The sequence below is a fragment of the Clostridium sp. MCC328 genome (assembly GCF_018785465.1).
GTDB lineage: Bacteria > Bacillota > Clostridia > Lachnospirales > Lachnospiraceae > Pilosibacter > Pilosibacter fragilis.
Genome location: NZ_WQPW01000133.1, coordinates 1 through 24,210, shown reverse-complemented (window position 1 = coordinate 24,210; position 24,210 = coordinate 1). Strand labels below are relative to the sequence as shown.

Genomic DNA, 24,210 nt, shown 5'->3' with positions numbered 1-24,210 from the left:
ACCTTCGGCTATATCCTTCCCACTACCGGGCGGATTCGGGACTTGCACCCGCTAGAAACGTGCGCCGCCGGGCGCACTTTCTGAAAAGAGCTCCGGCAAATTGGCCGGAGCTCTTTTTATCTGTCGCTTTTTATCGCATGCACTTCTCACCCATTAGTGCATAATGTCATATACCACACCGCAGAAGATCTTCACCGCATTCGGAAGAACCTGCTCGTCGATATCGAAGATGCGGCTGTGACCCGGGCCGGCTTCATGGGTGAGGACGCGCATGAAGGTCGCCTGTCCGCCCTGTTCCTGGACGCGGTTCATCATATAGGAGACATCCTCGCTTCCGCCGTTTTTGCTGCTCATTTCCTTCGCAACCGGCAGATGGAGATCTTCCTCGCAGACTCTCTTCACCCGCTCCATCAGCGCTTCACTGCTCGTCAGGGAGTTTGCCGCGCCCATAAGCTTCATCTCGCAGGTGCATCCGTGCATTTTTGCCGCGCTCTCGATAATGTTCACTGCGTAATTTTTCATGTACTCGTTGATCTCGGTGGTCTCACCGCGGACCTCGATCTCCATCTTCGCCTCGTCCGCGATAACATTCCGTCCGCTTCCGGCAACAACGGTTCCCACATTTACTCTGGACACGCCGCCGGAGTGACGCGGAATCGCATAAAGGTTTAAGATCGCCGTTCCGACTGCCAGCATGACATTCCGTCCAACCTCCGGTGATCCGCCCGCATGGGCAGATTTTCCGTGGAAGATCACATCATATTTTGTCGTTGCGAGAGAGCCATAGCTTCCCGGAATTACCACTGCCGGATCGTCCTCTTTCTTATTTGTCACATGAGAGCCGATCAGGTAATCCACACCGTCAAGATGCCCGTTATCAACGATGGATTTCGCACCGCGGACACCCTCTTCCGCCGGCTGGAAGATCAGCTTTACGGTTCCATGGAGCTGATCCTTAATGGACATCAGGACTTTCGCCACACCAAGACCAATGGTGGCATGTCCATCATGTCCGCAGGCGTGCATGAAGCCTTCATTTACGGAGTTAAATCCCTCTTTCGCCGGTCTGTGGCTCGGATCATGCTCCTCAAATACGCCGAGGGCATCGATATCAAACCGCATGGCAACCGTCGGGCCCTCGCCGCAGCGCAGGATTCCGATCACACCGGTCATTCCTCCCTTTGTGTACTTAACAAACTCCGGATCCGCTCCCTGGGCAACGGCACGCTCATACTGTTCCTCTAACTTTTCCTCAGACGGAACGCCCATTCTGGAATCCTTTTTGCAGACCTGATCTCCGACAAGCACTTCATATCCAAGCTCTGTCAGTTTCCGTGCAATAATGGACGATGTCCTCATCTCAAACCAGCCCGGCTCCGCGTACTTATGAAAGTCACGTCTCTGCGCTGTAAGGTCACCCGCCATCTCATCGCTCATGGTCTTGATCTGATCGTAAATATTCATTCGTTTGCCCTCCCGTGTGCTATTTTATTATTATTATAGTCGATATTCCGGGATTTTTCTATAAAAACTTATTTTTCTATTTCTATTTTACTTACAAATCTTGGTGGACTCTGTAATTTCTGCTCGGGAAGCCTTTAAAAAACTCCCGAAAACCCCCGTGTTATGCCCATTTCACCTTGAATCCCCATAAAAAATACGCTATACTAATACCAGATTGCACATTTATCTAAGAAGAGAGATATAAGGAGAAGGAAGAATCATGCAGTTGACAACAGTCAAAGAGCTCTTTAAAGAGCGTGAGAAATATTTAGATAAGGAGATCACTGTCGGCGGATGGATCCGCAGCATTCGTGACTCCAAGGCATTCGGCTTTATCGTATTAAACGACGGTACAAGCTTCGACACCTTACAGATCGTTTACCATGACACAATGGCAAACTTCGCAGAGGTTTCCAAATTAAATGTAGGCGCTGCCATTGTCGTAAAAGGTACTCTCGTTGCGACTCCGGAGGCAAAGCAGCCGTTTGAGATCCAGGCAACAGAAGTTACCGTTGAGGGTGCTTCCAGCGCAGACTACCCGCTCCAGAAAAAACGCCACACTTTCGAATATCTTCGTACGATTCCGCATCTCCGCGCACGTACAAATACATTCCAGGCTGTATTCCGTGTGCGTTCCCTGATCGCTTACGCGATCCATCAGTACTTCCAGGAGCAGGGCTTCGTCTATGTCCACACTCCGTTAATCACCTCCAGTGACTGTGAAGGTGCCGGTGAGATGTTCCAGGTAACGACTCTCGATCTCGATAACGTTCCGAAGACTGAGGACGGCGCAGTTGATTACAGCAAGGACTTCTTCGGAAAACATACAAGCCTTACCGTAAGCGGACAGTTAAACGCTGAGACCTACGCAATGGCATTCCGCAATGTTTACACCTTCGGACCGACCTTCCGTGCTGAGAATTCCAACACGACCCGTCATGCTGCCGAGTTCTGGATGATCGAGCCGGAGATGGCATTCGCAGATCTCGATGACAATATGGCTGTCGCTGAAGGCATGTTAAAGTACGTGATCCGCTACGTTCTCGAGAACGCTCCGTCCGAGATGAACTTCTTCAACCAGTTCGTCGACAAGGGACTTCTCGACCGCTTAAACCACGTATTAAATTCCGAATTCGGCCATGTTACCTACACAGAGGCTGTAAAGCTCCTTGAAGAGCACAACGACGAATTCGATTACAAGGTATTCTGGGGCTGCGATCTCCAGACAGAGCATGAGCGCTATCTGACAGAAAAGATCTTCAAGAGACCGGTATTCGTTACCGACTACCCGAAGGAGATCAAGGCGTTCTACATGAAATTAAATCCGGACGGAAAGACCGTTGCCGCTGTGGACTGTCTCGTTCCGGGTATCGGCGAGATCATCGGCGGAAGCCAGCGTGAGGACGATTACGAAAAGCTCCTTGCCCGCATGAACGAACTCGGATTAAAGCCGGAAGACTACGGTTTCTATCTCGATCTGAGAAAGTACGGCAGCGTCCGCCACTCCGGTTTCGGTCTCGGCTTCGAGCGCTGCGTAATGTACCTCACAGGAATGGGCAATATCCGCGACGTAGTTCCGTTCCCGCGTACCGTTAATAACTGCGAATTATAAAGAAACAGCAGCCCGCCGCGTCCTTTCGATGCAAGGCAGCCGCAAGGGAGCGCACAGAGATCTGTTGCGCTCCTTTTCACATTTACGCGACGGCGATCCTCTGGTGACCGAACTGCCGCGGTAACCTGAGAAACACGTTTTTGCGGACTTTCATAGTCCACTACCTTGATACTGGAGCGCAGTGTATCTGCAATCCATACACCATGGAGGAATGTATGAAATTTATTCACACCGCCGATATCCACTGGGGCATGATCCCGGACAGCGATAAGCCCTGGGGGAAAAAACGGGAACAGGCGATCCGTCTGACCTTTCAGGGCATCATCGAGGACGCCAGGGATTCCCGTGCGGACCTTCTTCTGATCTCCGGTGACTTATTCCACCGCCAGCCCTTAGCGAGGGATCTCAAAGAGGTCAACTACCTGTTCTCCACGATTCCGGGAACCCGTGTGGTCATCATCGCCGGAAATCATGACCGGATTCGGAAAAGTTCTGCACTTCTCAGCTTCACCTGGGCCCCGAACGTCACATTTCTGATGGGCGAGGAGCTCTCTTCCGTCTATTTCGAGGAGCTGAACACGGAAGTTTACGGTTTCAGCTACCACACAGCCGAGATCATCGAGGCGAAGGCTGACAATATCTCTCTGCCGGCGTCCAGACGCACCAGAATCCTCATGCTCCACGGCGGTGACGCGAAACATGTTCCTTTTGACCGGAATGCACTGGCCGCATCCCCGTTCTCCTACATCGCTCTCGGACATATCCACAAGCCGGAAATCCTTCTTGAAAACCGCATGGCCTATGCCGGTTCCCCGGAACCATTAGACATGACGGAGACCGGACCACACGGATATTTTATCGGTGAAATCGACACCACCAGCGGACATGTGACCTCCCTTCAATTTAAGGAAGTCTGCCAGGCCCAGTACATCCCGCTCGTGGTCAATGTGACACCCCAGACTACGAATACCGAACTTTCCCAGATCATCGCCGACGAGATCCGCAAGCGCGGTGCCAACAATATCTACCGCTTCCGGATCCGCGGTATGCGGGACCCGGATATCAGCTTTGACCTGGATTTTCTCTCCGGTCAGTGGAATATTATCGAGATCCTGGACGAGTCGGAGCCACAGTATGATTTCCACGCACTGTTCGCAGAACATCCAAGCGACATGATCGGCTTTTATATCCAGGCACTCATGAAGAATGATATGAGTCCGGTGGAGAAGAAAGCCCTGTACTATGGAATTCATGCCCTGCTTATGACAAAAGATGAAAGGAGCCAGCCATGAGATTACTCGAATTACATATCGACGGTTTCGGAAAATTTCATGACCGGACCATCTCCTTCAACGACGGGATCAACATTATCTACGGAAAGAACGAAGCCGGAAAATCCACGCTTCACACCTTCATCCGCGGCATGCTCTTCGGCATCGAGCGCGGGCGCGGACGGGCGGCAAAGAATGATCTGTATACAAAGTACGAGCCCTGGGAGAACAGCGGAACCTACGAGGGATGGCTGAGACTGGAAAAGGACGGAACCATCTACCGCATCGAGCGCAGGTTCCGGAAGGAAAATAAGTCTTTAAAGATCATCAATGAGACGAAAGGACTGGAGGAAGAGGCGACACCTGCATTTGTCTCCAGCCTGCTTGACGGTCTCACCGAGACCATGTACAACAACACCATCAGTATTGGTCAGTTAAAGAGTGCCACCGAGGACGGGATGGTGACGGAATTAAAGAATTATATTGCCAACATGAACACCACCGGCAATATTTCCTTAAATATCACAAAAGCGACTGCGTTTTTGAGAAACCAGAAACGTTCCCTCGAGGCGGGTCTGATCCCAGAGGCGAGCCGGGAGTTTACCTCTCTTCTCGCGGAGATCCGGAATGTGGAGGCGGAGATCGCCGGTCCGGAGTACGAGAACCAGCTCGCCGCCTACCAGAATATGCGGACCCAGGTCAAGGGCCTAATCGACAACACCCAGACTCAGAAAAAGGATCTGGACGAGAAACTGGCAAATGGGAAAAAGGTGCTGTCTGACAACGGCTTTACAGACCGGGCATCCGTGGATGCCATGTCTTCCGACGCGGAGAGGCTTTACAGCGAATATAATACTCTGAATGTGGAGTGTAACAAGAAGTCCAGGAAGGTTCTTTCCGGTCTCACAGCGGTTCTCGGAGTCGCAGGACTGGGGGCTGCAGCGACACTTGGATATTTCAACCTCACCGCCTATCTTCCGGTCTGTGGCGCGGCAGCCACGGCGGCTGTGATCTTCTTTATCATCTCCCTGTTCATCCTCCAGAAAGATAAAGAATACCACAGATTGTTCGACAATACTTCCTCTGAACTTGGCGCGCTTCTCGCGAGACATCTCGGCGATTCCGCAGTGTCTGAGGATGCCATGAACGCGTTCCGGGCGAGAATGGGCGAATTCTCAAAGCTCTGCGATATGGTTACCCAGTCTGAGGCAGAGATCAGGAAGTTCTTAGAAGATTTAAGCAATCTCCAGACGAAACAGGCCGGCTGCAGCGAGATGATCGAGAAACAGCAGCGGACCCAGTGGGAGCTTGAGAAGAAATTAGAGCATTTGAGCAACTGTAAAAATAAGGCGAAGGCATTGAAGCGGACACTGGCGGAAAACGACAGGATCCACGATGAGATCGTCGCCATCGATCTTGCCCAGGAGACTATGGCAGATCTCTCCTCCTCAATCCGTGATTCCTTCGGACTCTACCTGAATAAAGAAGCGTCCCAGTACATTACCGGAATCACCGGCGGGATCTATGACAGCATGAGCATCGACGAGAATCTGAATGTCTTCTTAAACACGAAGACAAAGCTGGTTCCCCTCGAGAATGTCAGCAGCGGAACCATGGACCAGGTCTACCTAGCCCTGCGTCTCGCCGCCGCAAAGCTTCTCCAGGGATCCGGCTCCGGCTTCCCGCTGATCTTCGACGACAGCTTTACACAGTATGATGATGAGCGCCTGAAGACGGCACTGGAATGGCTCGCCTCCGCCTATGGCGGCCAGATCATTATTTTCACATGCCATCGCCGGGAAGCACAGATGCTGCGGGCCAGACAGGCGGAGTTTCAGTTGATTGAGATGTAAAAGATATTTTTTCAGGATGCATCTGCCCTAAAATCATTTTTGAAAATACAAAACGGCCGACAGTTTTTTCGCTGTCGACCGTTTTTATGTTCTTATTCAAATATGAAGTACTTTCGTAACTGTTCAGTAGGTCTGCGCACTTGCTGCGCTGACCGTAAGAAAACATAGGCTGGAAGGCAAAAATCCCATCAGCGAAGCTGATCTGGAATGGATTTTTGCACGTAACTATGAAGGTACTGAATAGTTACGTACTTTCTTAAAAAAGTCCTCTTTTACTTATATGGATTTGGGCTCTGAACGAAAGCTTTCGCTGCCTCTGCTGCTTACTTTCATTCCCGGATTTTCCCACTTTTCCACGTATGATTTCCTCTTAAGCGTACTTTTCCACAATCGCCTTAAATTCATCCTCATGCCCCGCGATCCATGTCTCCCAGTTCATGTTCCGGCTGGCAACGGCTTTTCCGAGTTCCACGAAAAATTTCGGCAGATCGCGCTCTAAGATCACAGCTCCGGCCTCGCCGAACTTTGCGGCACCCAGCTTATCACTTCCGCCCACAAACATCTTAAACGCGGACTCCGGCTTTCCGTCAACGGTCTTTGCCGCACCCTGGAAACCGAGGGCGGCCGCCTGGTGTCCGGAACAGCTGGACGGGCATCCGGAAATACAGATCCTCGGGAGTGCGCCGTCCGGGATTTTCGCCTCCCGTACAGCCTCCACAGCCGCTCTGAGCGCCGCCTGGCTGTCTCTTACGCCCTGCTGGCAGATCGCAGCACCGATACAGGCTACGCTGTTCTCAAAAGTGCTCTTGGCACCGTCGTTTGTCACTTCAAGGACTTTCTCCGCCTCATCAGCAGTCAGATTGATGATATAGATCGTCTCGTGCGGAGCGATCCGGCACTCCGCGTCCGGAATCTCTCTTACAAGAGTAAGAAGCTCCGCAGGTTTTCCTGCCGGAAGACATCCGCCGATCGGATGGTAAGCTACCGCATAGAGACCCGTCTGCTTCTGCGCAACTACGCGCTTATCGACGATCTCGCCGGAACCTTTTTTCGTCACCGGTTTTTCCGTCACATGAAGATCAAGGCCGCCTTTTTCTTTCATCTTCGCCACGTTCTCAAGGAACGCTGCCTTTAAACCGTCAACGCCCAGAGTCTCCTGCATAAAGCGGGTGCGGGCTTTCGCGCGATTCTCATAGTTTCCGTGCTGGCAGAATGTCTCGATCATGGCACGGATGTAGTAAAGGATCTCCGTCGCCGGAACATGTTCGTCCACGAGAACGCCCATCTTATAACCGCCGCCAAGACCACCTGCGATGCGGAGCGTGAATGTTCCGTCTAGGTTCGCCATGAATCCCATATCGCGGAACGCGCTGTGTACGGTATCGTCAGCACCGTTGCAGAATGCGACCTTCAGCTTTCTCGGCATATGGATCTCACCGGCAATGGAGAGCAGGTACTCTGCCGCCGCCTCCGCATATGGCTTCACATCGAATGCTTCGCCCTTCTGAACACCGGAGAGCGGGCTCATCATGATATTTCTCGGATTGTCTCCGCCTCCGCCACGGCTGTAGATCTCGCTGGCGATAGCTTTCTCCATGAGGACCGGAACCTGCTCTGCTTTCAGGTTGTGGAGCTGCACGGTCTCACAGGTGGTGAGCTTCATAAGCTCCACACCGTAATCTCTCACTGCCTCGGTAAGAAACTCCAGACGTTTTTCCGTCAGGTTTCCGCCTGCCATTCTGAGACGCAGCATGTGCTTTGACGGGTCGCGCTGCGCGTAGCTTCCGAATCCACCGGAGATTCCCTTGTACGCCTTGCGGTCGATCTCTCCCTTATCGAACTTCTCGATCGTTCCAACAAATTCATGGATCTGTTCACGGAACTGTTCTTCCCATTTTTCGTTCATCATAGTTGTTTTCTCGCTTTCCCCTTTTATAAAACGCTTATCTCTTCCACAGCTGTCTCAAAAACATGCCGGAAATCCACGGCGGAACTGCTTCGTATCTTGTATACAATAAGCGCTCTATCATTTTTTAATTTTTCAATTATTCTTTCCAGTGTAGATGATGCAGATGTCCTTCCATCGTCATCTTCTCAAATCCGTTCTGCCGTAACGCCTCATACAGCACGATTGCAACAGAATTCGAGAGATTCAGCGACCGGATATCTCCCCACATCGGGATCCTGATGCAGTTTTCACGGTTTTCCACCAGGATCTCCTCCGGGATCCCACGGCTCTCCGGCCCGAACATGATGTAGGCATCCGGATCATAAGGAACGTCCGTGTATACATGCTCGCCCTTCGTGGTCGCCATATAGATCTTCGCCCCCGGATTTCTCTTTAAAAAATCCTGATAATCGCTGTACACTGTTACGTCCAGCTTATCCCAGTAATCCAGTCCCGCTCGGACTAAATGCTTCTCGCTGAGCTTAAATCCCAGCGGCTCGATCAGGTGCAGCTTCGTGTTCGTCGCCACACAGGTGCGCCCGATATTTCCTGTATTGGCCGGCATTTCCGGCTCGTATAATACGATATTCATTGTTGATCTTCTCCTGTCATGTCTGCCGCTTTCCAATTTCCACGATCACTCAGAACTAATGTCAGCAATCCGGATTTTCTCACGAAATATAAGGTGCAGACATATAAAACCCCGGCCCGACCATCTTCATGATCAAGCCGGGGAAACTATATATTTTGTGACCGGCAGATCTCTGCGCAATCACAGCATTTCATCTATTGTGCGTCGTTCAGATGTCTCTTCACGAACCGCTCCATCCTCTCAAGAGCACGTTTCAGATCATTCAGGGAATACGCGTAGGAAATTCTTAAATATCCCTCTCCGCAATCACCGAATGCGGTACCCGGAACAACGGCAACCTTCTCCTCCTCCAGAAGCTTTAACGCAAACTCATCGGAGGTCATTCCAAATTTCTTGATGCTCGGGAATACATAGAATGCGCCCTGCGGCTCATAACAGTCAAAGCCCATATCACGAAGTGCCTTTACGAGATAACGTCTTCTCTGGTCGTATGCACCCCGCATCTCAGCTACATCTTTGTCTCCGTTTTTTAATGCCTCGACCGCAGCGTACTGGCTTGTCGTCGGCGCACACATAATCGCAAACTGGTGGATCTTTAACATCTGTTTCAGGATCAGCTCCGGCGCACACGCATATCCAAGACGCCATCCTGTCATCGCATAGGATTTTGAAAAGCCGTTGATCAGAACGGTGCGCTCCTTCATTCCCGGGAATGCGGCGATCGTACAGTGCTGTCCCTTATAAGTAAGCTCTGAATAGATCTCGTCGGAGATAACAAACAGGTCTTTTTCGATACAGATCTTCGCAATCTCCGCCAGATCCTCCGGCTCCATGATGGATCCGGTTGGGTTATTGGGGAATGGAAGGATTAGAACCTTCGTTTTCGGCGTGATCTTCTCGAGTAGTTTTTCCTTTGTAAGACGGAATTTATCTTTTTCTTCGAGCTGGATCGTAACCGGCACACCGTCAGCCAGAACCGTACACGGGGTATAGGAAACATAGCTCGGCTGAGGGATCAGAACCTCATCCCCCGGATTTAACATGGCACGGAGAGCAATATCAATGGCTTCACTGCCGCCAACCGTGACCATAACTTCCTTATTATAATCATACTCTACGTCAAAACGTCTCTTTAAATAATTACAGATCTCGATCTTTAATTCCTTTAAACCTGCATTTGAGGTATAAAAAGTCCGTCCCTTTTCCAGAGAGTAGATTCCCTCGTCACGGATGTGCCACGGAGTATCAAAATCCGGCTCACCGACACCAAGGGAGATCGCGTCCTTCATCTCGCTCACAATGTCGAAAAATTTACGGATCCCGGATGGCTGGATCGATACGATTTTATCTGATAATGGGTTTCTCACGGTGTAATCATCATCCTTTCATCTTCTGCCTTACCGCACATAACTGTTCCATGATCTTTATATTTCTTGAGGACAAAGTGTGTCGCTGTGCTGAGGACCGAATCCATCGGTGACAGCTTCTCCGATACGAACTGCGCGACCTCTCTCATCGTTTTGCCCTCAATGATCACGGTAAAATCAAAAGCACCGGACATCAGATATACAGAAGTCACCTCGCTGTACTGGTAGATGCGCTCCGCGATCTTATCAAAGCCCATTCCTCTCTGCGGGGTTACCTTCACCTCGATCAGAGCGATCACTTTCTCATCGCCTGTGTTATCCCAGTTGATCATCGTGTGATAACCGCAGATAATATTCTCCTTTTCCATCTCCGCGATCTCATTCGCAACGGCTGCTTCACTCTCACCCAGAAGGGCGGCCAGATCCTTTAAATCAATTCGGCTGTTCTTTTCAATGATCGCCAAAATTTTTTCACGCATAATTGTTCCTCCTCATTGCATCTATCATTCTTTTTCAGAAGCTGCATCCGTAAGCTTCCGGATCTCATCCGGCGCCGGTCGTTCCAGAAATCCGGTTGTTCCGATCCCGACCATTTTTCTGGCGATCCCTTTTTCGACTTTACCGATCACTGCAGACGGGATTCCTGCTTCTCTCAGGAGCTTCACGGCATCCCCGCCGTTTTCCACTGCCATCAGAAGACATTCCCCCGATGAAAGTCTGTACGGATTCAGGTCAAAGAGTTCACAGATCTCGATCGTCTCCTGAGCCACCGGGATCTTCCTCAGTTCAAAGGAAATCCCCTGCTCGTAAGCTCCCGATATGGCCCAAAGGGCGGCCAGTATGCCGCCCTCCGAAATTTCTTCCCATTCTCCTGCGCCGCAGGCGTTCAGCATCTCCGGAGTCAGCTCTGATTTTTTATCTGCCTGCTCCCGGATCCGTTTGACAAACCACTCCGGGAATCGGGCTGATATCTCTTTTTCTTTTGCCGACAGAGCCGCCTTCACACCGTTTTTTCCGACAGTTCCTGCAACTACCAGGTCCTGTCCCGGTCTGAAGATCCCCGCTCCGTTGGGTTCGCGCTCAATTTTTCTCATGATTCCGGTCTCTTTTCTATGCGACCTAAGCCGCGTTCTCTCCCGCCTGGGCACTCATTCCCGGGCCGTAGTTCTCGCCCGGCTGCGGTCCGGCTGTCTCCGGGGCCGCGGTTTCAGGTGCCTGTGTCTCCGGCACTGCTGTCTCTGCCGGGGCCGCAGCTTCCGTTTCCGCAGGTGCTGCCGGGGCCACAGGTGTTGTCTCTGCCGGAGCCGCGACTCCTGTACCTACGCGGTAAACAGTCTTTGACGCGTTGTATGTGTCAGAATTCAATAAAGTTCGTTCCTGTAACTGTCCACCTACATAGACACACTTATACAATTTCGATTTTAATCCCGTATGTCCTGACTCCACTTTCACGCGCTGGCCTGCCGGGAGACTCGGGTCCTGGATCTCCTGGGTAGGGGACGGCGTCGTGGAAAGCGTCTCAGACTCAAATGCCAGAGTCCTGTTCGACGATCTCGTCTCTTTTCCGTAGATCGTAAAGGTCAGGGTCTTTCCCTTGGTATATCCCTCGATGTAAATCGGGGTGTCATACGGATTCTTTACCTTAAGGTCTTTATAAGTTCCGGCGATCGCCGCGTCCATGGACGGCTTTACATAGCTGACGGACATGGAGTGGTTCTGCCTCTGGACGATCTCAAGCTCCGCGTATAAGGACGCGTTGTAGAGTGTCGTTGAGATCTGGCAGACACCGCCTCCAATGCTGTCAACGGACTTGCCATTTTCGTAAGCAGTTGCCGTCTTGTATCCATTTTCCAGTGTAAACGGGTGCATGCACTCATATCCGGAGAGCACTTCGCCCGGCATCAGCACATGTCCGTTGATCTTTCCTGCACCCACCGCAAGGTTTGTGGAACGGGACGCACCACTTGTCGCAAAGCTGGTGGAGAATGTTCCGAGAACATCCTTGATCGTCGCGAGATCTTCCTCTGTCACCTTCGGCTTTTTAACGGTCACAGACGCCTCCACCCGGATCGCATCCGTATTTTCGCTGTTTAACGCCTCGTTGAGAGCCGCTTTTGTCGCATCCATATCGACAGCCAGACCTTCTTTTGAAGGAGTGATCTCAAATTTTCCGTCTTTTCTTGTGATCGTCGCGTCAACGGCACCCGCCACCGCGGAACCGCATTTCTCGGATACAAAGGAAGATACCTTATCCTGGTCCACGGAGAGATCCAGCTCGATCTTCACCGGATTTACCTCCAGGTCTTTCTTTTTCATATACCGCTTTACAAGGTTTCCCTTGAGCTCCGTCCCCTGAATGGCCTCAGCTACCTCATCCCGGTTATCCCAGGCGACGCCAAGGGTCTGCGCGTCGGACTTCGCCTCCGTGCCGTTTACCACAAGCGTGATATCCTGATTTAATTTTTCATTTACATAACTCTCAATCTGCTTTTCGGCTTCCTCTTCCGTAAGTCCGGAAAGACTGACGGCTCCAACAGAGACCCCGTCCGGGATTCGTTCATCTGCCAGTGTGAAAACCGGGGCAAGCCAAACAAGTCCGGCGCTTAAAATCGCCGTCATGCCTGCGATCCACACATTTTTCTTCATTCTTTTCTCCTCACTGATATCTTCCTGATGCCTGATAGATTTTGGGGCTTCAGCCCGTCACGATTAAAAAATAGAAAGAAGGGAGCCGAGGATCATCGGCACTACCATTGCGAGTACAACTAATACGATTACGATGGTAGAGAAAATCTTTCTTGTCTTTTTATCATTCATGTTAAACACAACATTCACCTCTTCTTGCTTTCCATTCCGGTTACAGCCCATGCCCTGAGCAAACTGCATCAGATTTTACCGATGTTCCGCATTCCAGATCAAAAAGTCCTGGCTGCCATATGCTGTAACTCATTCCGAACTATATTCACTAATATTCATTTTCTCAGGGTTCCGGAAAACTATCCCTGTTTTTTCGTATTTTCCGGGATTCTTCCATACTGGAAAATAATCTTGTCGATCATCCGGGATATTTCATTTCCGGACATGTGATCGATCTCGACAGTTATGTCTATTCTATGATATTTTAGTAAATCCTGCAAGTGTTCTTTTTGCCTTTTCGACGCCGTCCGTTCCTTTTTTGCCTTATATTGGAGCATTTTGGCAGTGAAGAGTTCCAGACGTTCTTTGCCAAACCTTTTTTTCAGTTCCTGGTATAGATTGTGGGCGGCATAGGCATCGGAAAGTGCCCGGTGTGCCGTATCCTGGGTAACCTCAAAGTACGCGCAGGCGGCACTCAGATTCTTCTTTTCCTCCCCCGGCATCAGATACCGGCAGAGTTTCAGTGTATCGACCCCGTATTTCTCGAATTTCCGTTTCTGGTTCACTGCGGCCTGTACGAGGAAGCCGTAGTCAAAAATGATCTGGTGGCCGAGAAGCGGGAGGTCTTCGGTGAAGGCCAGGACCTCATCCAGGATCTCCTCGATTCCCGGTGCACCTTTTACCATATCATCGGTGATCCCCGTCAGTTCCACGATCCGCTCCGGGATTTCCCGGTGCGGATTTACCATAGTGTGGTAAGTGTCCGTCGCCTCACCGTCGATCACCTTCACCATGCCGATCTCCGTGATCTTTTCGTGACGGGCACCGATGCCCGTCGTCTCAAGATCCAGGGCGACATAAGAATTTATCATTTCATCTGCCATGTCTGTTCTCCATCTTTATTTTCACTGCATCATCACATATCTGCACAATTTTCTTCATATCCGTGCTGGTTTTGCTGGCACCATCCGGCTTCCCTTCTGGTCATACCGGAAGCGGACTGCTCTGGCGTTTCCTGATAACGGATCCCGATTTTTATAATCAAACAATACAAACGTTCCATCTTCCATATGTTCCAGATGAGCCATTTTCGCCATCTGCTTCGAATCAAATCCCGCATAGTCCGTAAGCCACTGAGGACTCTCTTCCTCCGCCATGAAGAATTCCCGCACTTCTTTCTTGTATGGGGACTGGTCACTGGCAAAGGACGGGCGGCTCTTGATATTTTCGCGGACATAGAGGTCGTACATCAGGCTGTCGCGGAAGTCAGCTAGTGTCAGTTTTACTGCTGTTTCTGCAGCTTTCACGCCGGTTTTCTGCTCCATTCCTGCCGGGTCTTCTGCCGCAGACGTGCTCTGTTCCACTTTAACCTCTTTTTCCTCTAAAAATCTATAAAGGATCTCATACCTTGCCAGCCTGCTGTGACTGATCCCTGTCAGTCCGTTCTTCTCATAATATTCCGCCAGACTCGTAAAAATTTCCGACGGACGCGCAAATTTCTTTTCCAGCAGCTTCATGGTTGCCGGGAACTGTCCGCTGTTGTAGTAGACCTCCACCATGTCCTCCACGCCCTTCAGCCGGATCACATCGCTGTAGGGCAGCCACTTCGTGGAAAGGACTTCGTATGGCGGAATTCCCCGGTATTTCAGATCATATGCCGCGACCTGCTCTTCCATGTAAGAGCCCTTCAATACTTTTAAGAATCCCATCTGAAGCTGGTCGGGACGCATCCGGTAGACATCGTCGAAGGAGCGCATGAAAGACTCATAATTCTCATAGGGAAGTCCCGCGATCAGATCCAGGTGCTGATGGGTGTTCCGGTAATCGTAGACCCGGTCCACCGCCTGTTTTAGTTTCACAAGGTCCATGTGTCTGTGGATTTCCTTGATCGTATCCGGGTTTGTGGACTGGACACCGATCTCAAGCTGAATCAGCCCCGGGCGCATCTTTCCGATAAGTTCCAGTTCCTCCTCATCGAAGATATCCGCGGAGACCTCGAAATGGAAGTTTGTGATCCCATTGTCATGTTCCACGAGATAACGCCAGATTCCTAACGTGTGATCCCGCTTACAGTTGAAGGTTCTGTCCACAAACTTGACCTGTGGAACCTTGTGGTCCAGGAAAAACTGCAGTTCCGGGAGTACCAGGTCCAGACTCCGGAAACGCACGGTTTTATCAATGGAAGACAGGCAGTAGCTGCAGGAGAACGGGCAGCCGCGGCTGCTCTCGTAGTAGACGATCCTGTTCTCGAATCCAGCCATATCGTCATAGTAGAACGGGATCTCGTCCAGGCTCAGAAGGCGCTGGGGACCACGTTCCACGACCTCGCCGCTCTCAGCGCGGTAGGTAATTCCCGGAATGTGATCTAAGTCTAAGCTTGCTGCACACAGTTCTTCCCTTTTCAGATACGCCCGCACAAGCTCCGTAAACGTCAGCTCGCCTTCCCCGCGCATCACGCCGCAGACATCCGGCTCCCTGGTCAGCACTTTTTTCGCGTCATAGGACACTTCCGGTCCGCCGAGCCAGATCTCCACCTCCGGCAATACTTTCTTCACGTCACGGACGATCTCCATGATGTAGGAAATATTCCATATATAACAGGAAAAGCCGATAAAATCCGGCTTTCTCCTGTAGATATCCTGTAAAATTAAGTCCATCTGGTGATTGATGGTGTATTCTCCGATCTCGATATCCGCCCCCGGGATCTTCGTCCGCGCAAAAGCGCGCAGACTGTAGACACCCGGATTCGAGTGGATATATTTGGCGTTGATCGCCGCCAGCAAAAATTTCATTCGTTCCTCCGTTATACCCGGTACTCGATCTTACGGCCTGTCGGGTTGTACTGGTAATAGCGCACACCCGCCGCATTCAGCATTCTCTTGGATGCCCGTGTGGACGCGTCGTTCGCGTACTTATCGCTCTCGTAGACGATGGTCTGGATGCCCGCCTGTATGATCGCCTTCGCGCACTCGTTGCACGGGAACAGTGTTACATAGAGCTTGCTGCCTTCCAGGCTGCCGCCGCGGTAGTTTAAGATCGCGTTCAACTCACTGTGTGTCACATAGAAATATTTTCTATTATACGGGTCCTCGTCCATCTTATCCCACGGGAACTCGTCGTCGGAACAGCCCTTCGGGAATCCGTTATAGCCCATGGACAGGATCTTGTTGTCCTCGCTCACGATGCACGCGCCGACCTGTGTGTTCGGATCCTTGGAGCGCATGGCAGAAAGCTTTGCAACTCCCATGAAATACTCGTCCCAGGTAATGTATCCGTTTCTCTTTTCTGACATAGATCGTCCTCCATTTCATATATGTAACTGCCCAACGCTCTCACAGTTACGGGTAAAATCCATTTCTCATATTAATTGATCGTACTTTTGCCTTTACTGCAGCCACCGCAGCAAGCGCAGGCCTTCCAGCAATTTTATATGTTCACAATATGATATCCGGCTGCCTTGCACAGGCGGTTCATGATCGCCTGGCCGAGCTGGTCTTTGGAAAAGCTCTCGGAGAAAATGCAGTCAACCTTTCTGGCATCGAAATCACGCAGAACTGCAAACAAGTTGTGGGCCACCGTCTCCTCGTGTTCCCGGCTTCCGATCACCTCGAGGTTTCCGCCCTGGTACATGTCCTGACTCTCCTCGGTGCAGATGATGCCGACTTTCTTTCCCTCTGCTTCCGCTTTCTTTGTCTGCTCATTGATGTAGGCAACGACCTTGTCCATGTCGCCTTCCACCAGTGTCATGTCCGCCTTCGGGGCATAATGGCGGTACTTCATTCCCGGCGCCTTCGGCTTGATATCGCCGCTGACCGGTCCTAAGATCACTGGATCGATATCCACCTGGCCCAACGTCTCACGCAGCATCTCAATGGTGATCGCGCCCGGGCGGAGAAGTGTCGGGATCTCGCCGGATACATCCACGATAGTGGATTCCACGCCGATTCCCACAGCGCCGCCGTCGATGATCATCTCGATCTTTCCGTCCATGTCCTCGATGACATGTTCCGCCTTTGTCGGGCTCGGTCTTCCGGAAGTGTTGGCACTCGGTGCCGCGATCGGAACACCTGCGAGATGGATCAGGCAATTTGCCACCGGATCCACCGGCATACGGACCGCAACGGTATCAAGACCGCCGGTGGTTCCGTAAGGTACGATGTCCTTTTTCGGGAAGATCATGGTCAGCGGACCCGGCCAGTACTTTTCAGCCAGTTTCCGGCCCGCCTCCGGGATCTCCTTCACGATCGCCGGAAGTTCTTCCATACAGGAAATATGGGCGATCAGCGGGTTGTCGGACGGACGTCCTTTTGCCGCGTAGATCTTCTTTGCCGCTTCCTCATTCAACGCGTTGGCACCAAGGCCGTAAACGGTCTCCGTCGGGAACGCCACGAGACCGCCGTTTTTCAAGATCTCAGCCGCCTCTAAAAGCCCTGGATTCTTTTCCAGCGTCTCTCTTGTCTTCTCTTCCTCTTTGATACGAACTACTTTTGTATTCATGTTCTGCACTCTCGATTCTATTACTCAAATGTCCAGAAAACCTGTGTTTCTTCTATACGGTTTCCCATTTTTACGCTCATGCGGCGGTATCGCTGTGGCCTGCCGCGTAATGATAAAGGTGCTGCATAAAACCGCAGCACCTTACTTTGTTCAATTGCGTATTCAGTTTAGCACATGAAAGTTATGGTTGCAACAGATTTCCGGCGGATTTACAGGCTTTTCCGGCATCGTTTCCATTCATTTCAATTTTTCTGTTCTTCTTAATATTGATGTAATAATGATCTGTCCACCGGTTTCTCAGCACTTTTTACTATTTCCTGAAACAGTGCCTTAGTCTTTCCACTTTCTGATCTCTTTCAGCCCTGAAAGGATCGACTCCACAAAGCTGTCGTAGATCTGGTTGCCCTTCTCCGCCGTCGCCCCGCTTGGATCGCCGCCGATTCCGATGGGCTTTCCGTCCTCGGTCTCCCACTCTTCTGAAACCCAGCCAAGAGTGATCGGGCCATATACGGTGAATGTCTTGTTTCCCATGAACTTTCTCGGGATTCCCGCCTCGGAGGTCTCCAGCTTTACTGTCTCCGGGCGCTCCGCGAGAACCATGGATGTCTCCATCTCACCGCCGTGGAAATCCCAGATATTTCCAGGTGTCACAGTGTCTTTTACCGCCTGGTTTCCGAAGAATGCGCCACAGTTGATGATAAATACGGCGATTCCGAGCTCACTTCTTACCTCCCTGCTTAAGACCTGGATGATCGGGGAGTTTCCGCCGTGGCAGTTCAAGATTGCGATCTTCCTGAATCCGTGATGCGCCAGGCCTTTGCAGATGTCGTAGAGAACATGATAAAAGGTATCCGGCTTTAAGGTGACAGAACCGCAGAAGTTCACATGTTCCGTGCTGAGTCCCACCGGGATCAGCGGAAAGATCAGCATCGGATAGTCCGGGATCTCCCGGTCTAAGGCCTCTTTGATCCGTCTCGCCGTTCCCTCCGCGATGATCTCGTCTGTACCCAGCGGACACTGGTTTCCGTGCTGTTCCAACGCTCCCACCGGGATCATGATCACCGTCTCGTCCTTGTCGACCTGTTCCATTTCCAGTCTTGTCAGTTCATTATAATATCTTACCATTTTATTTTCTCCGTTTCTTAAGTCATTGCCGCTTCACTATCTCATTTCGGTCGTTATCCGTCAAGTACTGCCGCCACCTGCCAGCACTCACTTTTGTGCCTGCGCAGGCTTTTGCTCACTTCTCGCATAAATTGTAAGTCCCCCGAGGCAGACACGGCTTTCGCCGTCTCTATCCCGGGGGAATTTCCCATTTCAGGTGTTATGCCGCCGTATTTTCAGTTTTCTTTTCTCTCTGAACCCCTGCATGGATGATCACGCTGACATGCTTATATACAAGTGCTGTTACGATCGCGTTCAGTCCGCATTTTACAAGGTTGAACGGAACGATCATGAAGATCGCGAATGTATACAGGTTTGTAACTGCCGGGTTGATCTTTGTTCCCATTGCGATGATGTTCTCGATTCCGCCGAAAGCAACTTTTGCGTAGAACGGAAGTGTGATCGCGCAGTTTACGAATACAGCGCCGACGATAGCACAGATGACACCGGCAGCGAGAGCGACCATAGCGGTCTTTTTCGTTTTATGTCTGCGGTAGATCAGGGCAGCCGGTACGGAGAACATGCAGCTTCCGATGATGTTTCCGAGCTCGCCGACATAGTAAGTGCTTGTTCCGTTTAAAAGCAGCTTTAAGAGGTTCTTAACGATCGCGATCAAAGCTGCCTGGGCCGGTCCCATGGCAAAGCCGCCGATCAGTACCGGGAGCTCCGCGAAGTCCAGCTTGTAAAACGGCGGTGCAAACGGAACCGCCACCTGGATCGTCTCCAATACGGCTGCGAGTGCGCTGAACATGGCGATCAGCACGAGATTTCTGACACTTAATACTTTGTTCTGGTTCATAATGTTCCTCCTTGTACTTGTTGTTCTTCTGTTACAAGGAATTGCTGTGCAGGATTGCCGGCTCACACGGACTCGGGGGATGATTCCCTGTCCATGTAAATAAAAAGACCCCGGACCATTGAAAAAGTCCGGGGCTTGAATGAACTACTCCTGTCATACAATTTCTTCTCTCATCCAGACTATACTGTCGGTTTTGGAATCTCACCAAATCAGCTGCTTTCGCAGGTCGCGGACTATACCGCCGGTGGGGAATCGCACCCCGCCCCGAAGAACGATATTTATTTGTTCGTTAACAGAATATCACATTTTGCTTCATACTGCAATATTTTTTATTCTTAGCGGAAATGTCCATAAGACTGTCCTGCCGCCATACCACCGCGGAGCTCCGCCATCTCGCTGACTGTCACGAGCTGGTAACCTCTTCTCGTGAGTTCAGGAATCAGCGTCTCTGCCGCAATGACGCTCTGCTCATAGAGGTCATGCATCAGGATGATATCTCCATCCTGCACCTGTCTGAGAACTGTGTCGATGGTGTGCTGCGCGTTTCTCGTCTTCCAGTCCAGTGTATCCACGGACCAGATGATGGACGGCATTCCAGCCTTTGCGAGGACCGCCTTACTGGCATCATTGATCTTTCCTCCCGGCGGGCGGACACCTTTCGGCGCGTTTCCGCCTGCTGCCACAATGGCATCGCGTGTCTGATTTAAGCTCTGTAATATCTCTCCCTCAGACATTCCTGTCAGATATGTATGTGCCCAGGTATGGCTGTCTGTCTCGCATCCGAGATCCGCCATGCGCTTTACGGTAGACGCATAGGACGCAACTCGGTTGCCCACCATGAAGAATGTGGCTCTTCCGCCGTTCGCTTCCAGGGAATCCAGGATCCGGGGCGTATACTTCGACGGACCGTCATCAAAGGTCAGGGCAACCATCGGTCTTGTCGGGTCAACGCTCTTTCCATTCGGGCCTTCCGGTACCTCCGCACCTTTTCCCGTCACCGTTACCCAGAGACCATCCACACGGAGTCCCTGTCCTTCGGTTCCCGCAGTCTCCCCGTTCTTCACCGGAGTTGTCCAGGAGCCATTCTGATATACAGAGTAATAAACATCATAATTCTCCGCAAGCTGTCCGGTAAATGCCATGCGGACCGCTTCTAACGGCATATCTGTCTCGGTGCTTCCATTCGGAGTCATATTTTCCTGCCAGGAAAGCCATCCGCTTCCGCTTAAGTTCACCTGGTAAGAAAGCGTGCCGCTCATTCCCTCAGGTTGTCCTTGAAGGCTGGCGCGGATCGCCGTCACATAGCTTCCGGTTCCAGCACGCGCTGTTTTGCTGTCACCATGATACCCACTCCAACCGGTTCCATGCTCATAAATTCCGTAAACTGCGCCCATATCCGCCGCATATGCCGGATCACCGGTGATTCCCACCGATGCAGCGCAGATCAATACAGCCGCCAGCACCGTGCGGACTGCCTGTCTGATCTTCTTCCAATCCATAAGTTCCCCTCTTTTCCCAGTGATCTTCTCACCATATTGATCGTATTTGTAACTGTTCCATACCTTCGCAGCTACTCATGCCCATATTTTAACATGAAACCGAGAATAAAGGTACCTCTTCCAGACCTTTTTCGTAAATTTCAGAAAAACGTCAGAATTATAACAGAAATCATATTTTAACACTTGCGCACATCATAGCGCGAGCTTGCCTGATCTGCATTTTTTTTATATAATGTAGTATGACTTACAGGGGTTATTTATCGAAAGGAGTAACAAAAACATGATTCAGAATCTGAATGAGGAATTATTTTCTTTTATCAAAAAGAGTCCGACCGGTTTCCATGCTGTTCATGAGCTGGCAAACTACCTGACTGAGGCAGGCTTCGAGCGTCTCGCTGAGGGCAATACCTGGAATCTCGCTGAGGGCGGAAAGTATTTCGTAACCCGCAACCAGTCCGCGATCATCGCGTTCAAAGTATCCCGCAAGGATTATTCCGGCTTCCATATCGCGGCAAGCCACAGTGACTCCCCGACCTTAAAGATCAAAGAGTCTTCTGAGATGAACATCGAGAACCAGTATATAAAATTAAATGTTGAGAAGTACGGCGGAATGCTCTGCGCACCGTGGTTCGACAGACCTCTCTCCGTTGCAGGACGCATCATCGTAAAAGACGGCAACCGTCTCACAACAAAACTGATCAACGTTGACCGTGATCTTCTCATGATCCCGAACCTCGCAATCCACATGAACCGTGAAGTAAACGACGGTTACAAGTACAACATCCAGAAAGATATGCTTCCGTTATACCGCATGAGCAATTCCGGAAAGGCATTCAAAGAGATGATCGCTGAGGAGGCAGGCGTTTCCGTTGACCAGATCAAGGGAATGGACCTCTTCCTTTACAACCGTATGGAAGGTACTGTATGGGGCTGCGACGGCGAGTTTATCTCCGCTCCGCGTCTTGATGATCTCCAGTGCGCATTCACGTCCACAATGGCTCTCTTAAACAGTGAGAGCGACCGCTGCATCCCGGTCGTTGCCGTATTTGACAACGAGGAAGTAGGAAGCGGCACAAAACAGGGCGCCGGCTCCACATTCCTTTACGACATTCTCCGCCGCATCAACCGCAGCCTTGGAAGAACAGAGGAAGAGTACCTCACGTCCCTCGCTTCCAGCTTCATGGTATCCGCGGATAACGGACATGCCGTACATCCGAACTACGCTGACAAGACCGACCCGACAAACCGCACCTACTTAAACGGCGGTCTCGTAATCAAGCACAGCGCAAACCAGAAGTACACAACAGACGCTGTTTCCGCAGCTGTTATGCGCTGCCTCTGCGAGCGCGCAGGTGTTCCGTACCAGGAATTCTTAAACCGTTCCGATATCCTCGGCGGCTCCACTCTCGGAAATATCTCCAACGCGCAGGTTTCCTTAAACACTGTAGACATCGGACTTCCGCAGTTAGCTATGCATTCCCCGTATGAGACTGCAGGCTCCAAGGATATGGCCTACCTGGAGAAAGCATTTGAGGAGTTCTTCAAATCCGCGATCCGTGCTGAGGGCGACGGTACGCTTGTACTTGAGTAATTCTGATAATAAAATCCGCCGGAAATATTCGTGTTTCCGGTGGATTTTTTATCCTTCCAGTCCAGATGACCGTGTGGAACGTTTCTTTTTTCCTTCTGCCACCTGGAAAAGCAGTTTTTCCGTATATCTCCGGGTAACTGCCTCCGATTCTGAAATTTTTCTGCCCAGATTTGTCTCTACCGCGTCGAATCTCTTAGGCACTGCGTCCATTTCTGCCCGCATCGCGCTCATATTCTTATCCATTCCCTCCATCCTTGCAAGCATACGATCCAGTTTTTCATTTGTTTCAACCCATTTGGCATTCAGCTCCTGCATACTCCTTGTCAAGCTGATACGATTCTTCTTTATTTCTGATCTCAGATCATTTTCCACCTTATCGATCTTTTCATTACATTCTGTGATCTGTTCTTTGCAAGACGTGATCTTCTCCTCACAAGCGGTAATCTTTTCATCGCAGGCCGTGATTTTCTCCTCACAGGATGCAATCTTTTCATCGCAGGCGGTAATCTTCTCCTCACACGATGTGATCTTTTCATCGCAGGCCGTGACCGTGATTTTCTCCTCGCACGATTCGATCTTTTCTCCTGTCCGTGCCTCCGATGCTGCAATCTCTGCCCTCATCCGGTCTTCTGATGCAATAAATTTTTCATCCATTCGGCCCTCAAAGGCAACGAATTTCTCATCCATAAGATCCGAAATCTGTTTCATATCTTCTTTTGTCAAGGTATCCTCTCCTTTAATTTTTTCATCCCAATTAGTAAAAGAATCATAGCATATTGACCTTGTGACATACTCCCTCCACTTAGCTAACACTTGAAGTGGGGGCTTCTCGTTCGATTGCCCTATTGGGCAAAGCATAGGCGAGCTATCCCCGTGTGTCCCACGGTTCTGTTATTACGAGCGGGACTGTTTCGTATCTACGCAGTCCCGAACAAAATCTACGTTTTTGGGGGGAAATCAGGAAATTTTTCTTTCTGTATCAAGTTCAACTCCCGATATTCTCAAGCCTTCCCTGCAAATATTGATAGCTGCATTCTCATCACGGTTCATCTGATTTCCACAGGTGCAGCTATAGATACGGTCTTCCAGTTTCAACTCCTTTTTGAGTTTTCCGCAACAGCTGCAGATTTTTGAGCTGGGATACCACTTATCGATACGAACCAGTTTCTTGCCGGCACGTTCTAATTTGTAGGAAAGAAACTCAGTAAACATTCCCCATCCATTATCATGAACACTCGTTCCAAACCTTGAATCCTGACTCATTTCTTTCATGTTCAAAGATTCTATGCACACAAGATCGTAAAAATTGGTTATCTTTCTGGATTCCTTGTGCAGATAATCTTTGCGCTGACGTGCGATATGAGCATGGAGTCTGGCTATTTTCTTTTTCTGTTTCATGTAACGGCTGCTCCTCTTTTCGCAATGACTCAGCCTGCGCTGCTCCCTTGCAAGTTTTTCCTGGGATTTTCGGAAAAAATGAGGATAATCTGCATGAGCTCCATTGGAATCTACATACAATTCGCTCATGGAAAAATCAAGTCCGATTGCGGTTTTTACTGACCTGATTTCATGTTCCGCTTCTTCTGCCGCATACAGTAATGATACATAATACTTGTCATCTGCTTCCTGGCTGACGGTGGCACCCTTCAATATGTAAC

21 protein-coding genes and 1 riboswitch are annotated in these 24,210 nt (G+C 50.6%); of the genes, 4 read left to right on the top strand and 17 right to left on the bottom strand.

What is annotated here, in order from left to right; all coding sequences use genetic code 11:
* Positions 1 to 153 precede the first annotated feature (153 nt).
* Positions 154 to 1,464, bottom strand: coding sequence for an amidohydrolase (locus GPK83_RS15785; RefSeq protein ID WP_215705222.1), 1,311 nt, complete (start codon positions 1,462 to 1,464; stop codon positions 154 to 156).
* 259 nt (positions 1,465 to 1,723) lie between these two features.
* Between GPK83_RS15785 and asnS the strand changes: the two genes are divergently transcribed.
* From asnS to GPK83_RS15770, 3 genes are all read left to right on the top strand, one after another.
* Positions 1,724 to 3,115 (top strand): asparagine--tRNA ligase, encoded by a 1,392-nt coding sequence (gene asnS, locus GPK83_RS15780; RefSeq protein WP_215705221.1) that lies wholly within the window; start codon positions 1,724 to 1,726, stop codon positions 3,113 to 3,115.
* A 215-nt stretch (positions 3,116 to 3,330) separates the two neighbouring features.
* The gene (locus tag GPK83_RS15775; protein ID WP_215705220.1) at positions 3,331 to 4,407 is read left to right on the top strand and encodes a DNA repair exonuclease; all 1,077 of its coding nucleotides are present in this window, start codon (positions 3,331 to 3,333) and stop codon (positions 4,405 to 4,407) included.
* Positions 4,404 to 6,239, top strand: coding sequence for an AAA family ATPase (locus GPK83_RS15770; RefSeq protein ID WP_215705219.1), 1,836 nt, complete (start codon positions 4,404 to 4,406; stop codon positions 6,237 to 6,239). Before GPK83_RS15775 ends, GPK83_RS15770 begins: the two co-directional genes overlap by 4 nt.
* Before the next feature lie 370 nt (positions 6,240 to 6,609).
* Here GPK83_RS15770 and GPK83_RS15765 read toward each other — a convergent pair whose 3' ends face one another.
* From GPK83_RS15765 to GPK83_RS15700, 14 genes are all read right to left on the bottom strand, one after another.
* A complete protein-coding gene (locus GPK83_RS15765) occupies positions 6,610 to 8,148 on the bottom strand; it encodes a nitrite/sulfite reductase (protein WP_215705218.1) in 1,539 nt (512 codons plus the stop codon).
* 136 nt (positions 8,149 to 8,284) lie between these two features.
* Positions 8,285 to 8,779, bottom strand: a complete 495-nt coding sequence (gene trmL / locus GPK83_RS15760; protein ID WP_117514463.1) for a tRNA (uridine(34)/cytosine(34)/5-carboxymethylaminomethyluridine(34)-2'-O)-methyltransferase TrmL — start codon at positions 8,777 to 8,779, stop codon at positions 8,285 to 8,287.
* Positions 8,780 to 8,973: 194 nt separating this feature from the next.
* The gene (locus GPK83_RS15755; RefSeq protein ID WP_117551859.1) at positions 8,974 to 10,146 is read right to left on the bottom strand and encodes an aminotransferase class I/II-fold pyridoxal phosphate-dependent enzyme; all 1,173 of its coding nucleotides are present in this window, start codon (positions 10,144 to 10,146) and stop codon (positions 8,974 to 8,976) included.
* The gene (locus tag GPK83_RS15750; protein WP_015553011.1) at positions 10,143 to 10,625 is read right to left on the bottom strand and encodes an Lrp/AsnC family transcriptional regulator; all 483 of its coding nucleotides are present in this window, start codon (positions 10,623 to 10,625) and stop codon (positions 10,143 to 10,145) included. Before GPK83_RS15750 ends, GPK83_RS15755 begins: the two co-directional genes overlap by 4 nt.
* Positions 10,626 to 10,649: 24 nt before the next feature.
* Positions 10,650 to 11,240, bottom strand: a complete 591-nt coding sequence (locus GPK83_RS15745; RefSeq protein ID WP_215705217.1) for an AIR synthase-related protein — start codon at positions 11,238 to 11,240, stop codon at positions 10,650 to 10,652.
* Between the two features lie 25 nt (positions 11,241 to 11,265).
* Entirely contained in the window at positions 11,266 to 12,792 is a 1,527-nt protein-coding gene (locus GPK83_RS15740; protein ID WP_215705216.1) for a VanW family protein, read from the bottom strand.
* A gap of 63 nt (positions 12,793 to 12,855) precedes the next feature.
* Positions 12,856 to 13,032, bottom strand: a complete 177-nt coding sequence (locus GPK83_RS15735; RefSeq protein ID WP_215705224.1) for a hypothetical protein — start codon at positions 13,030 to 13,032, stop codon at positions 12,856 to 12,858.
* Between the two features lie 110 nt (positions 13,033 to 13,142).
* Positions 13,143 to 13,886 (bottom strand): 3'-5' exonuclease, encoded by a 744-nt coding sequence (locus tag GPK83_RS15730; RefSeq protein WP_345941836.1) that lies wholly within the window; start codon positions 13,884 to 13,886, stop codon positions 13,143 to 13,145.
* A gap of 54 nt (positions 13,887 to 13,940) precedes the next feature.
* Positions 13,941 to 15,794, bottom strand: coding sequence for a B12-binding domain-containing radical SAM protein (locus GPK83_RS15725; protein ID WP_215705215.1), 1,854 nt, complete (start codon positions 15,792 to 15,794; stop codon positions 13,941 to 13,943).
* Between the two features lie 11 nt (positions 15,795 to 15,805).
* Complete coding sequence (locus GPK83_RS15720; RefSeq protein ID WP_015553005.1) at positions 15,806 to 16,294, bottom strand: dCMP deaminase family protein; 489 nt, start codon at positions 16,292 to 16,294, stop codon at positions 15,806 to 15,808.
* 134 nt (positions 16,295 to 16,428) lie between these two features.
* Positions 16,429 to 17,499: an L-threonylcarbamoyladenylate synthase gene (locus GPK83_RS15715; RefSeq protein ID WP_015553004.1), complete on the bottom strand. Its 1,071-nt coding sequence runs from the start codon at positions 17,497 to 17,499 to the stop codon at positions 16,429 to 16,431.
* 330 nt (positions 17,500 to 17,829) lie between these two features.
* Positions 17,830 to 18,624, bottom strand: coding sequence for a creatininase family protein (locus GPK83_RS15710; RefSeq protein ID WP_215705214.1), 795 nt, complete (start codon positions 18,622 to 18,624; stop codon positions 17,830 to 17,832).
* Positions 18,625 to 18,823: 199 nt separating this feature from the next.
* Positions 18,824 to 19,462 carry an ECF transporter S component gene (locus GPK83_RS15705; protein ID WP_215705213.1) on the bottom strand — a complete coding sequence of 213 codons (639 nt, stop codon included), beginning with the start codon at positions 19,460 to 19,462 and terminating at the stop codon, positions 18,824 to 18,826.
* A gap of 158 nt (positions 19,463 to 19,620) precedes the next feature.
* Positions 19,621 to 19,738: riboswitch (FMN riboswitch) on the bottom strand.
* 59 nt (positions 19,739 to 19,797) lie between these two features.
* On the bottom strand, positions 19,798 to 20,961 hold the full coding sequence (locus GPK83_RS15700; protein ID WP_015553001.1) for a polysaccharide deacetylase family protein: 1,164 nt from the start codon (positions 20,959 to 20,961) through the stop codon (positions 19,798 to 19,800).
* A gap of 280 nt (positions 20,962 to 21,241) precedes the next feature.
* Here GPK83_RS15700 and GPK83_RS15695 point away from each other — a divergent pair, with 280 nt between their 5' ends.
* Positions 21,242 to 22,552, top strand: a complete 1,311-nt coding sequence (locus GPK83_RS15695; RefSeq protein ID WP_215705212.1) for a M18 family aminopeptidase — start codon at positions 21,242 to 21,244, stop codon at positions 22,550 to 22,552.
* Between the two features lie 48 nt (positions 22,553 to 22,600).
* On the opposite strand, the gene GPK83_RS15690 is transcribed toward GPK83_RS15695, so the two are convergent.
* Together GPK83_RS15690 and GPK83_RS15685 are read right to left on the bottom strand one after the other, a co-directional pair.
* Positions 22,601 to 23,275 carry a hypothetical protein gene (locus GPK83_RS15690; RefSeq protein ID WP_215705211.1) on the bottom strand — a complete coding sequence of 225 codons (675 nt, stop codon included), beginning with the start codon at positions 23,273 to 23,275 and terminating at the stop codon, positions 22,601 to 22,603.
* Between the two features lie 234 nt (positions 23,276 to 23,509).
* Positions 23,510 to 24,210, bottom strand: a 701-nt coding sequence (locus tag GPK83_RS15685; RefSeq protein ID WP_215705210.1) for an RNA-guided endonuclease TnpB family protein, incomplete at its 5' end; no start/stop codon positions are given.

What these genes read in the sequence shown, in the direction of transcription:
- GPK83_RS15725 (WP_215705215.1), bottom strand. Translation starts at nt 15,794, where the DNA reads ATGAAATTTTTGCTGGCGGCGATCAACGCCAAATATATCCACTCGAAT.
- asnS (WP_215705221.1), top strand. Translation starts at nt 1,724, where the DNA reads ATGCAGTTGACAACAGTCAAAGAGCTCTTTAAAGAGCGTGAGAAATAT.
- GPK83_RS15735 (WP_215705224.1), bottom strand. Translation starts at nt 13,032, where the DNA reads ATGCAGTTTGCTCAGGGCATGGGCTGTAACCGGAATGGAAAGCAAGAA.
- GPK83_RS15710 (WP_215705214.1), bottom strand. Translation starts at nt 18,624, where the DNA reads ATGGTAAGATATTATAATGAACTGACAAGACTGGAAATGGAACAGGTC.
- trmL (WP_117514463.1), bottom strand. Translation starts at nt 8,779, where the DNA reads ATGAATATCGTATTATACGAGCCGGAAATGCCGGCCAATACAGGAAAT.
- GPK83_RS15740 (WP_215705216.1), bottom strand. Translation starts at nt 12,792, where the DNA reads ATGAAGAAAAATGTGTGGATCGCAGGCATGACGGCGATTTTAAGCGCC.
- GPK83_RS15770 (WP_215705219.1), top strand. Translation starts at nt 4,404, where the DNA reads ATGAGATTACTCGAATTACATATCGACGGTTTCGGAAAATTTCATGAC.
- GPK83_RS15765 (WP_215705218.1), bottom strand. Translation starts at nt 8,148, where the DNA reads ATGATGAACGAAAAATGGGAAGAACAGTTCCGTGAACAGATCCATGAA.
- GPK83_RS15730 (WP_345941836.1), bottom strand. Translation starts at nt 13,886, where the DNA reads ATGGCAGATGAAATGATAAATTCTTATGTCGCCCTGGATCTTGAGACG.
- GPK83_RS15785 (WP_215705222.1), bottom strand. Translation starts at nt 1,464, where the DNA reads ATGAATATTTACGATCAGATCAAGACCATGAGCGATGAGATGGCGGGT.
- GPK83_RS15715 (WP_015553004.1), bottom strand. Translation starts at nt 17,499, where the DNA reads ATGAATACAAAAGTAGTTCGTATCAAAGAGGAAGAGAAGACAAGAGAG.
- GPK83_RS15705 (WP_215705213.1), bottom strand. Translation starts at nt 19,462, where the DNA reads ATGAACCAGAACAAAGTATTAAGTGTCAGAAATCTCGTGCTGATCGCC.
- GPK83_RS15750 (WP_015553011.1), bottom strand. Translation starts at nt 10,625, where the DNA reads ATGCGTGAAAAAATTTTGGCGATCATTGAAAAGAACAGCCGAATTGAT.
- GPK83_RS15720 (WP_015553005.1), bottom strand. Translation starts at nt 16,294, where the DNA reads ATGTCAGAAAAGAGAAACGGATACATTACCTGGGACGAGTATTTCATG.
- GPK83_RS15695 (WP_215705212.1), top strand. Translation starts at nt 21,242, where the DNA reads ATGATTCAGAATCTGAATGAGGAATTATTTTCTTTTATCAAAAAGAGT.
- GPK83_RS15745 (WP_215705217.1), bottom strand. Translation starts at nt 11,240, where the DNA reads ATGAGAAAAATTGAGCGCGAACCCAACGGAGCGGGGATCTTCAGACCG.
- GPK83_RS15700 (WP_015553001.1), bottom strand. Translation starts at nt 20,961, where the DNA reads ATGGATTGGAAGAAGATCAGACAGGCAGTCCGCACGGTGCTGGCGGCT.
- GPK83_RS15775 (WP_215705220.1), top strand. Translation starts at nt 3,331, where the DNA reads ATGAAATTTATTCACACCGCCGATATCCACTGGGGCATGATCCCGGAC.